15 protein-coding genes and 1 tRNA gene are annotated in these 13,966 nt (G+C 64.0%); 10 read left to right on the forward strand and 6 right to left on the reverse strand.

Annotated features, from left to right (window positions below):
* Window positions 1-436: 436 nt before the first annotated feature.
* Window positions 437-751 carry a substrate-binding domain-containing protein gene (locus ASG92_RS28010; RefSeq protein ID WP_157372026.1) on the reverse strand — a complete coding sequence of 105 codons (315 nt, stop codon included), beginning with the start codon at window positions 749-751 and terminating at the stop codon, window positions 437-439.
* On the opposite strand from ASG92_RS28010, the gene ASG92_RS28015 reads away from it, so the two are divergent.
* Together ASG92_RS28015 and ASG92_RS28020 are read left to right on the forward strand one after the other, a co-directional pair.
* Window positions 729-858 (forward strand) — tRNA-OTHER (locus ASG92_RS28015). The genes ASG92_RS28010 and ASG92_RS28015 overlap by 23 nt on opposite strands.
* Before the next feature lie 52 nt (window positions 859-910).
* Window positions 911-1,186, forward strand: a complete 276-nt coding sequence (locus tag ASG92_RS28020; protein WP_157372028.1) for a hypothetical protein — start codon at window positions 911-913, stop codon at window positions 1,184-1,186.
* Window positions 1,187-1,574: 388 nt separating this feature from the next.
* On the opposite strand, the gene ASG92_RS02005 is transcribed toward ASG92_RS28020, so the two are convergent.
* Window positions 1,575-2,933, reverse strand: a complete 1,359-nt coding sequence (locus ASG92_RS02005) for an MFS transporter (protein WP_056623631.1) — start codon at window positions 2,931-2,933, stop codon at window positions 1,575-1,577.
* Window positions 2,934-3,137: 204 nt separating this feature from the next.
* On the opposite strand from ASG92_RS02005, the gene hisD reads away from it, so the two are divergent.
* From hisD to ASG92_RS02020, 3 genes are read left to right on the forward strand one after another with little or no spacing between them, the layout of a single operon-like run.
* Window positions 3,138-4,484, forward strand: a complete 1,347-nt coding sequence (gene hisD, locus ASG92_RS02010) for a histidinol dehydrogenase (RefSeq protein WP_240986958.1) — start codon at window positions 3,138-3,140, stop codon at window positions 4,482-4,484.
* Window positions 4,485-4,493: 9 nt separating this feature from the next.
* Complete coding sequence (locus ASG92_RS02015; RefSeq protein ID WP_056623634.1) at window positions 4,494-5,240, forward strand: SDR family oxidoreductase; 747 nt, start codon at window positions 4,494-4,496, stop codon at window positions 5,238-5,240.
* A 54-nt stretch (window positions 5,241-5,294) separates the two neighbouring features.
* The gene (locus ASG92_RS02020) at window positions 5,295-6,260 is read left to right on the forward strand and encodes a 3-hydroxyacyl-CoA dehydrogenase family protein (RefSeq protein WP_056623930.1); all 966 of its coding nucleotides are present in this window, start codon (window positions 5,295-5,297) and stop codon (window positions 6,258-6,260) included.
* A gap of 6 nt (window positions 6,261-6,266) precedes the next feature.
* Here the strand turns inward: ASG92_RS02020 and ASG92_RS02025 are convergent, their stop codons facing one another.
* Window positions 6,267-6,980 (reverse strand): NAD(P)-binding domain-containing protein, encoded by a 714-nt coding sequence (locus ASG92_RS02025; RefSeq protein WP_056623637.1) that lies wholly within the window; start codon window positions 6,978-6,980, stop codon window positions 6,267-6,269.
* Between the two features lie 254 nt (window positions 6,981-7,234).
* Here ASG92_RS02025 and ASG92_RS02030 point away from each other — a divergent pair, with 254 nt between their 5' ends.
* Window positions 7,235-7,987: a lytic transglycosylase domain-containing protein gene (locus ASG92_RS02030; RefSeq protein ID WP_056623640.1), complete on the forward strand. Its 753-nt coding sequence runs from the start codon at window positions 7,235-7,237 to the stop codon at window positions 7,985-7,987.
* Here ASG92_RS02030 and ASG92_RS02035 read toward each other — a convergent pair.
* The 3 genes from ASG92_RS02035 to ASG92_RS02045 all read right to left on the reverse strand — a co-directional run bounded on the left by ASG92_RS02035 (window position 7,982) and on the right by ASG92_RS02045 (window position 10,500).
* Window positions 7,982-8,236 (reverse strand): hypothetical protein, encoded by a 255-nt coding sequence (locus ASG92_RS02035; protein WP_056623642.1) that lies wholly within the window; start codon window positions 8,234-8,236, stop codon window positions 7,982-7,984. The two genes, ASG92_RS02030 and ASG92_RS02035, sit on opposite strands and share 6 nt — an antisense overlap.
* Window positions 8,223-9,395 (reverse strand): Glu/Leu/Phe/Val dehydrogenase dimerization domain-containing protein, encoded by a 1,173-nt coding sequence (locus ASG92_RS02040; RefSeq protein WP_056623645.1) that lies wholly within the window; start codon window positions 9,393-9,395, stop codon window positions 8,223-8,225. The genes ASG92_RS02035 and ASG92_RS02040 overlap by 14 nt, the downstream gene beginning before the upstream one ends.
* A 181-nt stretch (window positions 9,396-9,576) precedes the next feature.
* Window positions 9,577-10,500 (reverse strand): LysR family transcriptional regulator, encoded by a 924-nt coding sequence (locus tag ASG92_RS02045; RefSeq protein WP_056623648.1) that lies wholly within the window; start codon window positions 10,498-10,500, stop codon window positions 9,577-9,579.
* Window positions 10,501-10,958: 458 nt separating this feature from the next.
* Between ASG92_RS02045 and ASG92_RS02050 the strand changes: the two genes are divergently transcribed.
* Genes ASG92_RS02050 through ASG92_RS02065 form a run of 4 tightly spaced genes read left to right on the forward strand, consistent with a single transcriptional unit; the run spans window position 10,959 to window position 13,909 of the window.
* Complete coding sequence (locus tag ASG92_RS02050; RefSeq protein WP_056623650.1) at window positions 10,959-11,756, forward strand: amino acid ABC transporter ATP-binding protein; 798 nt, start codon at window positions 10,959-10,961, stop codon at window positions 11,754-11,756.
* Between the two features lie 5 nt (window positions 11,757-11,761).
* Window positions 11,762-12,400, forward strand: a complete 639-nt coding sequence (locus ASG92_RS02055) for an amino acid ABC transporter permease (protein WP_056623654.1) — start codon at window positions 11,762-11,764, stop codon at window positions 12,398-12,400.
* Window positions 12,397-13,050, forward strand: a complete 654-nt coding sequence (locus tag ASG92_RS02060) for an amino acid ABC transporter permease (RefSeq protein WP_056623659.1) — start codon at window positions 12,397-12,399, stop codon at window positions 13,048-13,050. The genes ASG92_RS02055 and ASG92_RS02060 overlap by 4 nt, the downstream gene beginning before the upstream one ends.
* Before the next feature lie 22 nt (window positions 13,051-13,072).
* The gene (locus ASG92_RS02065) at window positions 13,073-13,909 is read left to right on the forward strand and encodes a transporter substrate-binding domain-containing protein (protein ID WP_056623662.1); all 837 of its coding nucleotides are present in this window, start codon (window positions 13,073-13,075) and stop codon (window positions 13,907-13,909) included.
* Window positions 13,910-13,966 lie beyond the last annotated feature (57 nt).

Genomic DNA, 13,966 nt, shown 5'->3' on the forward strand with positions numbered 1-13,966 from the left:
TGTCCGACGTGCGGGCCGGAAACGGCAGAGAACAACCTGGGTCAGTGCGCTGGCCGTGTTGGGCGCAAGGCTCCCCGGAGTCATACCAATGATTCAGGTGGCCCGCACTTTTGCCCGGCTTCGGCCTGGACCAATGACGCCCGCCTGCCCGAGGAAGTCCGTCTGCAGGGATACATCGATGTCATGACGAGGCGGGGGCTGGAAGCCGACATAGACGTCGTCGGGTCTGACTGGACCCAGGAAGGCGGAGAAGCGGCCGGCAGGCACATCCTGTCCCGCGCCACCTGGCCCACGGCAATACATGCCGGCGCCGCACTTGGCACGCTCACGGCATTCTGGGGCGCCGGCATTGCTGTGCGAAGACGTATCTGCGAAGCGACAGACAAGTCTGCCTCTTCGCGCCCGCTGTATACGCCAAGCCCCTCAGCGCTGTCGGCTACGCCAGCTCCGTGCTTCCCCGGACGATGAGCTCGCAGGGGAAGTTCACGCGGCGGGGTGCGCGTCCAGGGGAGTAGATGCGGTCAATCATCATCTTCGCCCCGACGCGGGCCATTTCGCGGCTAGGCTGCCGGACGGTGGTGAGGCTGAATGATTCCCAGGCGGCCATCTCGACGTCGTCGTAACCGATGACCCAGCAGTCCCGGGGCTGGAGCTGGTTGGCGCGTAGGGCATCCAGGGCTCCGAAGGCCATGTGATCGTTGGCGCAGAAGACAGCCTGTGGGCGGTCGGCGCGGGAGAGCAAGCGGTTCATGACTTGGGCGCTGATGTCGTGGGAGAACCCGCCTTGGAAGCGGAAGTGCTCGGGCACGGGGTGGCCTTGATGCGCCATTCTGCCGAGGAATCCCTGCCCGCGCTCCAGGGAGGTGCTCGCGTTTGGTGCGCCTCCGATGAAGGCGACCCGGGTTTTGCCGTGAGCCAGCAGGTAGTCGGCGACGGCGGCGCCGCCGTCGGTGTTGCTGCTGGTTACCTGGTCGCATTCCAGACCGTCCACGACGCGGTTGATCAGGACGATCTGGCTGTTTTTTTCGATGGCTGCCTGGAGCTCGACCGAGTCTTCCGTGGCGGTGGTGAAAATGACGCCATCAACCGCGTGTTCCCGGATGGCCCTGAGCGCATCGTGGTGGCTGCCGCCGCCGGCGTTCCAAATGACGGCGCGGAAACCGGCGGCGTCGAGCTCGCGGCTTAGTTCGTCGAGAACCTCCGCGTAGAAGGGATTCGTGAGGTCCGCGACCACGACTCCGATGGTGTTGGTTCTCTTGGTTTTCATGGCTTGGGCGCCGGCGTGGGGCACATAGCCCAGGGTTTCCATGGCTGCCTGAACGCGCGCCCTCGTCGCGGGAGACAGCTTCGCGGGGGAGGACATGACCCGGGAAACAGTGGCTTGCGAGACGCCAGCCAGTTCTGCCACGTCACGGCTGGTCACCATCGTGGTGTCCTCCTTTCTTGGTTCGGACGGATGCCACCCGATTCATTGCAGTTGCTGGTTTCAGACTAGCCAACCTTCAGCACCTGCACCCGCCGGCGCCCACTCTTTGCTGGCGCCGGCGGGCCGGGGAGCACCGGTGAGGCCACTCTTACCGGGCGGTGGTGGGATCATATTCCGCGCTGAGTCCCCGCCGAAGCCGGACGCGGGGTGCTGTCTCGGGTGACCACAGCGCGCCAGCAATGGTGATGATCGAGGTCACCACCATATAGAGGGCAACCAGCCAGTAGCGGTCGAATTCGGGACCGATCAGTGCCGTGGCGATCAGCGGTGCGAAACCACCGGCGAAAACGGCTGCTACCTGAGGACCTACCGACGCGCCCGAATACCGCAGCTTCGGCTCGAAGAGTTCCGTGAAGTACGCCGGTTCCACGGAGTAGCAGAGGTCGCGGCCGACGTTGCAGGTCAGGATGAGCACGAGCAGAAGCATCAGGAAGTCACCGGTCTGCACCGCCCAGAAGAAGGGGAATGCCATCAGGAGCATGGTGCTTGCTCCGGCGATCACGGTGTAGCGGCGTCCCCAGCGGTCGGATACCCAGCCCCAGAACGGGATTGAGAAGATGCCCAGGCCTGCCATGATCATGGTTGCCAGCAGGATGCTGTTCTTTTCCAGCAGTACTGCGGGACCGTAGGCGAGCAGGAAGGTCGTGTAGATGTAGTAGTTCGCGTTCTCGGCAAACCGCATCATGATGACTTTGAGGATGGTCAGCGGGCGGGTCTTGATGACTTTGACCACCGGCATCTTCTCGATCTCACCCTTGCGCTTGATCTCTTCGAACGCCGGGGATTCGTCCACCTTGCTGCGGATGTAGAAGGAGAGCACCACCAGCAGGATCGAGACGAGGAACGGAATGCGCCATCCCCAGGCCACAAAAGCCTCGGGTGAGATCAAGTAGCCCATGACGTAGAAGGCGCCGTTGGCCAAGAGCGTTCCTGCAGGAACACCGATCTGGGGCCAGGATCCGAAGAACCCGCGTCGCTTAGCCGGGGCGAACTCGGTTGCCATCAGCGCGGCGCCGCCCCACTCGCCACCGACGCCGATACCCTGCACGATCCGCAAGAGCACCAGAAGGATCGGAGCCGCAATGCCAATAGTGGCGAAGTTCGGGAGGCAGCCAATGAGGAAGGTGCCGCCGCCCATCAGGCCCAGCGTCATCATGAGCATTTTCTTCCGGCCCAGGCGGTCGCCGAAGTGGGCGAAGATGATCCCGCCAATGGGACGGGCCGCGAAGCCGATCGCATAGGTGCTGAAAGAGAGCAAAATGCCGACGAACGGGCTCGCCTGCGGGAAAAACTGGCTGTTGAGGATGATGGCGGCGGCGACTCCGTAAACGTAGAAGTCGTACCACTCGATGCAGCTGCCCAGCACGGATGAAACGAGGGCCTTGCGGCGCATCTTCGGATCAATGGCGGGTGGCGCTGCGGTTGCTGTTGTCGCGGGGGTGCTCATTCAGAGACTCCTTTGTCTTCGACCGGACAGTGAGCGCAGCCACACCGGCTGCCTCGTGAAGGCAGTGTATACGTATGCAGGAGAGGCGCACAAGCCCTTGCGCCTGAGAAATGTATACGTATACACTCGGTCATCATGCAGGCCGGATGGCTTGGCTGGGGCGCTCCAGATGTCGCCCATCAATGAAGATGGAAGGTAAACCTGATGACGGTTACAAATGAAATCGGTTCGGCCGTGGACTCCACGATGTTGAAGGAGCCGGCCCGGAACAGCGTGTCCCGGGGCAGCACGCCGGAGGTTCGCGCGACCGTGGAAGGCGTAATCGCCGACATCCGCGAACGCGGAGACGCGGCCGTCCGCGAATATTCTGAGAAGTTTGATAAGTACGCGCCGGACTCGTTCCTGCTTAGTGAGAATCAGCTGGCCGAGATCATCGCCCGAGTGCCGGAACAGACGATTGAGGACATCAAGTTCGTTCAGGAACAGGTCCGCGTCATGGCGCAGAAGCAGCGGGAGTCCCTGACCGACTTCGAAATCGAAACCATGCCGGGCGTATTTCTGGGCCAGAAAAACGTGCCGGTCCAGGCTGCGGGAGCCTACATCCCCGGTGGCAAGTATCCGCTCCTGGCCAGCGCCCACATGACCATCATCACGGCCAAGGTCGCCGGCGTTGAGCGCGTAGCCGCCTGCACCCCGCTGATCCAGGGTGAGGTTCCGGACGCCACCGTCGCAGCTATGTATCTGGCCGGTGCCGATGAGATCTACCTGCTCGGCGGCATCCAGGCGGTAGCGGCCCTCGCCATCGGCACGGAAACCATCAAGCCGGTCAATATGCTGGCCGGCCCCGGCAACGCCTTCGTCGCGGAGGCCAAGCGCCAGCTCTTCGGCGAGGTCGGCATCGACCTCTTCGCCGGGCCTACCGAAGTCCTGATCGTGGCCGACGAGCACGCCGACCCGTTCATCGTCGCCGTCGACCTCCTGTCCCAGGCCGAGCACGGCCCCGACTCGCCGGCCGTTCTGATCACCACCAGCGAGGAGCTTGGCCGCAAGGTTATCGGGCACATCGACGCTATCCTCGTGGACATGCCCACCCGCGATTACGCCGGAGCAGCGTGGCGCGACTGGGGTGCAGTCCACGTTGTCGCGACCCTCGACGACGCGTACGTCCTGGCGGACGAGTACGCCTACGAGCACGTACAGATCCTCACCCAAAACCCCCGCGAAGCCTTGGACAAGATGCACGACTACGGCGCGTTGTTCCTCGGGGAAGGAACCTGCGTCTCCTACGGAGACAAGGTCATTGGCACCAACCACGTACTGCCCACCCGAGGTGCCGCCCGCTACACCGGCGGACTCTGGGTCGGAAAGTACCTGCGGACCGTCACCTACCAGGAAGTGACTAACACCGAATCCAGCGCCTTCTTCGGCGAGCTCTGCGGACGCGCATCCAGAGTCGAACGGTTTGAAGGCCACGCCCGCTCAGGAGACGTCAGGGCGGCGAAGTACCGCGGCACGGCCCTGCCCTGGTCGGACCACACCTTCGATAGCTAAGGACCGAAGGTGACGAATTTCCGCCTCGACGGCAAGAAAGCACTGGTCACCGGAGCGGCCCGCGGACTCGGCAAGGCCATCGCTGATGGCCTTGCCGAGTGCGGCGCCACCGTCTACGGGACCAGCCGCGACGCCGACAGTGCCCGCCGGATCAGCGAACGGTACGGCACTCCGGCGCTTCCCATCGACATAACCGAGACCGATGAGATACGCCGATTCGCTGACTATTTGATGGAGGAAAGCGGAGGCATTGATCTCCTCGTCAACAACGCCGGCGTCAACGTGCCCAAGCCTGCGCTGGAACTGACAGCCGAAGACTGGGACACGGTCTTTGACACCAACCTCAAAGGCATCTTCTTCCTGACCACCGCCGTGGCTCAGCACTGGGTAGACAAAGGAATTCCGGGGGCCATCGTCAACGTAGCGTCGCAGGCGGGAATCGTCGGAATCGAGGAACGGGCCGCCTACGGCACCAGCAAGGCCGGCCTGATCCACCTCACCAAGATCCTGGCCCTGGAATGGGCGCCGGCCGGAATTCGTGTCAACGCCGTCGCACCGACCTTCGTGCGCACTGAACTGACCGCTTCGACCCTCAGCAGGCCTGACTGGGCAGCCGAGCTGCTGTCCAGGATCCCGATTGGACGCTTCGGGGAACCGGAGGACATCGCCGGGGCAGTGGCATTTCTGCTGAGCGACGCCGCGTCGCTCATAACGGGCCACACGCTGGCCGTCGACGGCGGCTACACCATCCGCTAACCGCCCAGTGCCTTCGGTCCGGCACGCGGGACCATCTTTCCTAGGAGCATGTTCATGACAATCATCGATGCCATTTCAGCCACCGCCGTCGTCGGGTCCGGCTACATGGGAGGCGGTATCGCCCAGGTGCTGGCTTTACACGGCTACAAAGTCACGTTGGGCGACGTCGACGGCGAAACGGCCGAGCGTGCGCGCGTCCGGCTTGTGGAGCAGGCCCGAGAATTTGAGGCCCGCGGGCTGCTGCCAAAGGCAGCCTCGGAGGCTATCGAGGGCAACCTTGCCGCCGCCGGAAGCATCGAGGAAGCGGTGGCGGCGGCGGACTACATCGCCGAAGCGGTTCCCGAAGAACCCGACCTGAAGGCCAGTGTCCTCCGCCGGATCTCGGCCGCCGCGCCAGGCCGGGCGATCATCGGCACAAATACCTCGGCTATCCCCATCGGAGAACTGGCCACCTCGGTCGCTGGCCCGGAGCGGTTCCTCGGGGTCCACTGGATGAATCCCGCCCCGTTCATACCCGGCGTCGAACTCATTCCCGGCCCGGACACCGACCCCGATGTCCTCGACCTCGCCGAGCAGCTCATCCGCAGGCTGGGGAAGACGCCGGCGAGAGTGGCGGACACACCGGGATTCGTCGCGAACCGGCTTCAGTTCGCGCTGTACAAGGAAGCTGTCCAGATTGTTGACGACGGCGTCGCTACACCGGAACAGATCGACGCCGTCGTGAGCAACACGTTCGGATTCCGATTGGCCCTGTTTGGCCCCTTCGCAATCGGCGACATGGCAGGACTGGACGTGTACGAATCCGCATACCGCACCCTCGAAAAGGCATACGGTGAACGGTTCGCCGCCCCGGAAGCCCTCGTCGCCACCGTCAAGGACGGCAACACTGGACTGAAGAGTGGTTACGGATTCCTGGACATCGACCCTGCCGACCAGGCAGCCCTCCTGGCCTACCGCGACAATGCCTATGCACGCCTGTCCCAGCTCCGCGCGGATCTCGGTCAGACGCCGGGACTGTAACAGTCCCTAGAGTGCGGCGCGGGCCTCGTCGACGTTCAGCAGCCTCCCGCCGAGTCCGCCGTTCTGGTGAAGGTCGCCGCGCATCAGCTCGAGCCGCCCGGCCGCGTCGATTCCGCCGGCTTTGACCGGATCAAAGCCGGAGGCGCTGATGAGCCGTTCCACGGTTTCGGCCGCGGCGATTCCGCCGGCTTTGACCGGATCAAAGCCGGAGGCGCTGATGAGCCGTTCCACGGTTTCGGCCGCGGCGTCGTCGTCCGTTGCATAGAACAGAACTGCCCGCCCGGCCGGCCGGTTGGCCGCCGATCCCAGGGCCTCAGCTCCAAGGGTGCCGAACGCCTTCACGAAGTGCGCGCCGGCGGGGAGCAGGGCTGCCAGGACCGAAGCAGCCGATTGGTCGGCCGGCAGTGTGTTGGTATAGCCGCCGTGCCCGTCGGGCCCGATGGGGTTGGACGGGTCGATCACCACCTTGCCGACCAGAGACTCTGACAGTTGGGAAATGAGTTCTTTCCCGGTGTCCAGCCACACGGCGAACAGGACGGCGTCCGCCGCAGACACGGCATCAGCCACGCTCGCGGATGTCGCCAGCGGACCCAGTTCAGCGGCCAACGAGTCCGCGCCGGATTGATCACGTGCGGCTAAGGCGACCCGTTCGCCGCCCTGAACAAGGTTGCGGGCGGCCCGGGAACCGATGTTGCCGAGCCCGATAATTGCAGTTGTCATATCAGCCTCCACACTGTTGATGAAGCAAGCCTATGGCTGGAGGGACTGACCGTAAACGGCGCAATAGCTTGCCGAAATCCGCGCAAGGGACGACGCGCTTCGGGCGTGCCCGGCGGCCTCGTGCCAGGGAAATGCCGGTGCAATGGTGTAGGTTGCATCCCGGTCAGACAACAATCCCCGGAAAGAGAATCACCCACGTGGCAACCGATTACGACAAAGTCCGGGCCGGGACGCCCGCGGGCTGGTTCGCCTAGATGCTCCGTCTGAAACGGCTTGCAGTCCTCGCCCTTTTCGCATTCTGCGTCATCACCGGTTTCACGTTCTGGGTGCTCCACGTCTCCGGTATGCAGGCCAGCGGGGCCCATCCGCCGCCGCCACAATCGGAGGCGAAACTCGAGGTGCTGTCAGCCAACAGTGCCGTGGACATCACCCAAGCCACCTTTGACGCCCAGTGGCTCGTCCGGACTGCGGCGCGGACCGACATACCGGTCCGCGCGCTTCGGGCGTACGCGGCCGCGGCCGGGGTGGCCAACGCCGCCGCCCCAACGTGCGGGATCGGCTGGAACACGGTGGCGGCCATCGGCTTGGTCGAATCCGCCCACGGAACTCACGGCGGCGGAAGCCTGACTGCGGCCGGGCAGGCCGGCCGGCCCATTGTCGGCCCCAGCCTCGACGGCGACGGTTTCGCCGCTATCCCGGATACCGACGACGGCGCCCTGGACGGTGACGCTCTCTGGGACCACGCCGTCGGGCCGATGCAGTTCATTCCCTCCACCTGGCAGCTGGCTGGGCGGGACGGGAACGGTGACGGAGAAGCCGATCCCCTTAATATCGACGACGCCGCACTAAGTGCCGCCTCGTATCTGTGCGCCGGCGGCCGTGACCTCAGCACCGCCCAGGGCTGGACCGACGCCATCTACTCCTACAACCAGTCTGATTCCTACATGGGCCAGGTGAGCGAGCAGGCCAACGCCTACGCCGCACAGGCGGGTCCGGCTTCGTCATGACCGCCCTCCCCAGGCCAGCGCCGGATCGCTGATTTCCGGGGAACAGGCTTCGTAGGCGGCCGCGGCGATGGCGAGATCCTGCCATGGCATGCCGGTGGTTTTGAACACCGCGGGTCGCCCTTCTTGCCTGCGGCCGTCCAGCAGGAAATTTTCAAGCCGCTTGACCGCATCTGCGATGGCGATGGCGGGCTCCAGTTCAGAGCCGCTAATGAAGAGGGGAGCCGTCCCGGCCGTTCTATACCAGGACATCGATCGTGTCGGTCGCTTTCTTCGGAACCTGTCGGCGTAGCTGCATGGCTTCCAGGACCCGCCTTTGCGCCAAGGCGTATGCGGCTTCGTGCGGTGTCAGGCCGGCACGGTTGCTTTCGTCCAAAACCGCGGTGGTGTTGGCCCTCAGCTTCGTGGAAATCATGGTGAAGATCTCCGCCGGTTCCACCACGAAGGGGGAGTACCTGGCCGCCATCGAGTGGGCTGCCGCCACAATGCCGCCGGCATTGGCGATGAAGTCGGGGACGACGGCGATGCCCCGTTCGTGGAGAATCCTGCGGGAGTTGGGGGACGTGGGGAGGTTGGCCCCCTCGATCACGAGTTTCACGTTCGTTGACGCCGCGATGACGTCGTTGACGGTGTCTTCGCGAGCAGCGGGGATCAGGATGTCGGCGTCGGCGGTCAGCGCGGTGTCTGCAGGCAGCACCGATCCGTAGTGGCGGACGCATGCGTCCCCTGCCTCGGCGCGAAGATTCACGAGCCTGGCGACGTCGAGACCGTTCGGGTCATGGACCGCACCGGCCGCCGTCGAGACCGCCACGACAGTGGCCCCCAGCTCCACGAGGCGCACCGCCGCCGCCTGTCCTACCGCGCCGAATCCCTGAATGGAAACCCGCGATCCCTTGAGTGCGATGTTCCGGTTTTCCGCTGCGGCTTCCGCGGCTTCCGCGACTCCGTAACCTGTGACGCCGAGCTGGTCGTAAGGCAGGCCGCCCAGTGCCCGTGGAAGGCCCGTCGACGCGCCACGGTCACCAAGTTCGTCGAGAAATATTGCCGCATCCTCCTCGGCGAGCCCCATGTCGAGCCCGAAGACGTACTCCGAAGGGACCTCGTTGGACAGGGCGCGGGCGAAGGCGCGCAGTATCGCTTCCTTGTTCGGGTCGTTGGGGTCACCCAGGATTCCCGCCTTGGCGCCGCCGTGGAAGAGGTCCACAGCGGCCCACTTCCAGGTCATGGTCCTGGCGAGCCGTGCCACTTCCTGGACCGTGAGGCTGGGGCTCATCCGGGTCCCGCCTTTGCCTGTGCCCCGTGCGGTGTTGTCCAGGACCAGGACGCCCCGCATACCCGTTTTTCGGTCGGAGACGACAACGATCTTTTCCGGGCCCCATTCGTCGATCAGTCCAAATACGCCGTCAGTCACTTTAGATCCATCCCTGTCTCGGTGCGTTATTAATTCCTAATCAGCTTGGGGGCTGGATCCACGCGGACGCCAGAACCTCAGAGCCACAGTTGGTGCATCTGGCATAAGCAGTTCTTGCCCTGCCTTTCCAGCGGACGCGATCTGGGACACGGGCAAGGAGCGGGAGTTGGACGTGCCCGCGTCAGCGGGCCTGCACACCTGGCGTCAGGTCCGCAGCCGATCGGGCGGCGACCTTCAAGGCGGCGACGGCTCCTTGAACCGCCGGATTCACAGTCGTTGGCGGGTAGAGGGCCAGTACGTGCCGGCGGACCTTCAGGTCGACTATCCGCGCAGTGGAGATGCCGTCCGTGTCGATGTGGCCCAGCGCAGGGATGAGGGCAATTCCAAGTCCGGAGCGGACGAATCCCCTGATGACGTCATAGTCGTCACTGCGGAAGTTCACATCGGGTTCAAACCCGGCTGCGGCACATGCCCGGCGCAGGGAACGCGCCCCGGGGGTCCTTTCCCCTGTCGATACCCAGGTCTCGTCCTTGAGGTCCGCCAGGGAGATCTCGGCGCGCTCCGCCCGGTGGCCTGTGGGAAGGAGCAGTATGAGTTCCTCGCTCAGAAGGGGAGTGGACCTCAGGGCTTTGGGCCAGGCGTGGGGGACGAGGTCATAGTGGTAGACGAGGGCAAGGTCGAGGTCCCGGTCCATCAGCAGCGGAACGAGTTTGTCCGGTTCCCCTTCGTCGAGTTCGATTTTGACGTTCTCGTGGGACTGCACAAACTCTGAGAGAGCGAGCGGAAGTAGCTTTTGGCTGGCCGTCGGGAAACTGCCCAGCCGAACCCGTCCCACGCTGCCCTCGGACATGGCGCGCACCTCGTCTTCAAAGGTGCCGAACGCCGCCAGCACATCCTGCGCCTTTTCCGCCAGGAAGTCTGCCGTCGGGGTGGGCCTGATGCCGTGCGCGTCCCTCTCGAACAGTGACATCTTCACCGCCCGCTCCAGGCTGGCCATCTGTTGGGAAACGGCCGAGCCCGTATACCCAAGCCGGCGCGCGGCTTCGGCGAACGAGCCGGTCCGGAGAACAACCACGAGAGTTCTCAGGTGCAGGGGATTGAGCATACGGCCAGCTAACCCCATGCCGGTTGCAACCGCAAAGAACGCGGGGGATCGGGACAGGCTCTCCGACAGCACGTGCAGCGAGGGCAAGGAGCAGAAATGCGCCCCTGCGGGCCGCAGACCAGGCGTCCGCGGACGACGTCATGGAGTGGCCCTGAAACAAACTGTTTACATCAGGAACGTGCCTGTTGTTCAGCGCATTCCTGCCTGATTCCGCGTGCTGGCGCGACTGTGGTCTAAGTCTCACACGCAGTGCAAGTAATGCTTGCCCTAGTGCCACAATCGGTCATTCTGGATCGCTACCACGGGGCGGACTCGTCAGGCATAGTCGAGCAGATAAGCCGGGCAACCTTCGGACACGGACACCTTGCAAAGGGGGACCCGTCCCATCCAAGCCTTGCCTGGGCCTGACCTCCCACGCCCATGTATTCCATGAGCCAACCCACAGGAGCACAGCCAGAATGCCGCCACATATCGAGCCGCCACGTATCCAAGAAAAACCCCTGACCAAACCCTTTGCCATTCAGCTTGAGTCCGTTGCCAAGAAATACGGCGACCACACCGTCCTGAACAACGTGTCGCTGTCGGTGCGGGAGGGGGAGGTCACGGCCATGATCGGGCCCAGTGGCGCAGGCAAAAGCACCCTGCTGCGCTGCATCAACTTTCTGGAGCGTCCGGACACCGGATGCATCACGGTCGAAGGCAACCAGATCGATGCCGGCACCAACTTCACGGCCAAGGACCTGGCAGCCCTGCGGCGGAATGTCGGAATGGTGTTCCAATCCTTCAACCTTTTCCCGCACTTGAACGTCCTGCGGAACGTCAGCATTGCCCAGGAACGGGTCCTGGGACGCTCACGCAAGGAAGCGGACGTCCGCTCCATGCAGCTGCTGGAACGCGTCGGCCTGGCGGACAAGGCGAAGCAGTATCCCTCCCGCTGTTCCGGCGGCCAGCAGCAGCGCATCGCCATTGCCCGGGCACTGGCCCTGGACCCGCGGGTGATGCTCTTTGATGAGCCCACCTCGGCCCTGGACCCGGAGGTGGGCCTGGAAGTCCTGGCCGTCATGAAGGAACTGGCGGCTGAGGGAATGACCATGGTCGTCGTGACCCACGAGATGCAGTTCGCCCGGGATGTCTCTGACCATCTGGTGGTCATGGCCAACGGGACCATCATCGAAGAAGGTGACCCGGAACAGGTCTTCACGAACCCGGTCCAGACCCGCACCCGCGAATTCCTCCGCGCCGTGCTGGAGCGCTGAGGCAGATGGACATTTTCCTGACCATTCTCCAAGGCGTCCCGATGACCATCGGGCTGACGGTAAGCGCGCTGGCCCTCGGCGCCCTTGGCGGGATTCCCTTGGCCCTCGGCCGCCGCTCCACCATTCCCGGCGTCAGCTTTGTCGCCGTTTCCCTGATCGAAATCCTGCGCGGTATCCCGCCGATCGTATGGCTGTTCATCATCTACTTTGGCCTTGGCACCGCCTTGCCGATGCTCGATCCGCTCACCTCCGCCGTTGCGGGACTGGGACTGATTTCCTGCGCGTACATGGCCGAGATCTACCGCGGGGGTCTTTCGGCCATCACGCGCGGCCAGTGGGAGGCCGGTGAAGCGCTCGGCATGGGACGGCAGTCTGTGCTCACATTCATCATCGGACCCCAGGTCTTCCGCGTCTCGATTCCGGCAGCAGCCAGCTATGCAATCGGGCTGCTCAAAGACTCCTCGGTGGCCTACACCATCGGGGTATCCGAAATCGTTTACTTCGCCAATGACCAGTCCCGCCAAAGTTCGGACGCCCTCGGCCCGTTCTTCCTGTCTGCCCTGGTGTACGTCATCATGACCATTCCCTGTGCCTGGGCCACCCGGGCCCTTGATGCCCGACTGCGGATGCGAGTAGCCCGATGAACATTCTTACCGACTGGCCCGCCTTCCTGCCCGGGCTCCTCGCGGGCCTCGGTGTCAGCGTCCAGGTAGCCCTGCTGAGCCTGCTCATCGGTATTCCCGGCGGCCTGCTGCTGGCCATTGGTGCAAGCAGCAAGACGAAACTCGTCAGGATCCTCATCATCGGCATTGTCGAGATCGGCCGCGGAACGCCGGCCCTGGTGGTCCTGCAGATCTTCTACTTCGGGCTCCCGGCCAGCGGCCTCACGCTGTCATCGATGGGGGCAAGCGTTGTCGCGTTGGCCGCCACCACTGCGGCGTACACCAGCGAGATCCTCCGCGGCGGACTGCAGGCCGTGCCCCAAGGTGAAGTGGAAGCAGCGGGTGCGCTGGGAATGAGCCGGCGCGACACGCTGCGGTTCATCGTCATTCCGCAGGGCTTTAGGGTCGCAATCCCGTCCCTCATCGGCTTCGCCATCCTGATATTCCAGGCCACGTCCCTTGCCTACACTGTGGCGCTGCCGGAACTGCTGAGCCAGGCATATTCGATCGGTTCCACCACCTTCAACTACCTCAGTGTGCTGGTTCTGGCCGGCCTGATGTACGCAGCCATCACCATTCCTGCCAGTTGGCTCACGAGCCGGGCCGAAAAGCGCCTGGCCCGGCACCTTTAAGTCCCCACCCCAAGGAGAAACCATGAAAAACCACAAAACCGCTGTCGTTGCAGCCTTTGCCGTCGCCGCCACCGCTCTTTCGGGCTGCGGGGGCGCTGCCAGCAGCGCCCCGAATGCCGACTGCAAGCCGGCCCATGCCTTTCCGACCGTCGCCCAAGGAAAGCTGTCAGTCGTCCTGTATGACCTTCCCCCGTTCTCAAAGCTCGACGGCAACAAAGTGACCGGTGTCGACGGCGACATCGTCAATGCCATTGCCGGGATGGAGTGCCTGACGGTTTCGGCAAAATCGGTGGCGACAGCGGCGAACATTCCCACCGTGCAGGCCGGCCGCGCCGACCTATCCATTGCAGCGTGGTACCGCACAGCCTCCCGTGCCGAGATCGTGAACCTCACGGACCCGATCTACACCGACCAGATGGCCATCATCTCCAAGGACGGACTGGATGATGCCGAGCAGCTCAAGGGCAAGACCGTCGGCACCGTGGACGGCTACCTGTGGGTGGACGACATGAAGAAGCTGCTCGGCGATTCCCTGAAGGTCTACCCGACGACGCTGAACATGAACCAGGACCTCGCGGCCGGCCGCATCGACATCGGCATCGACAGCTACGGCTCGGCCCAGTTCAACAAAAAGGGAGACTTCAAGGTCGCCGTGATCAAGCCGAACGAGGCGATTGCCGCGTCCAAGGAAGCGGCACAGATCGGCATCCCCGTACCGAAGCAGAACACTGAACTCCTGGCGGCCCTGAACGCCGACCTGAAAACACTGCGGGAAAACGGCAAACTTAAGGAAATCCTGAAGGCCAATGGCCTGGACGCCTCAGCCGCCGACACGGGGGCGGCGCGCCTCATCAAATAGACCCCGCGCACAACCCATCGCAACAACACGAAAACGGCGGCCCCAGAAGGGACCGCC

The sequence above is a fragment of the Arthrobacter sp. Soil736 genome, from assembly GCF_001428005.1.
In the GTDB taxonomy this organism is placed as follows: Bacteria; Actinomycetota; Actinomycetes; order Actinomycetales; family Micrococcaceae; genus Arthrobacter.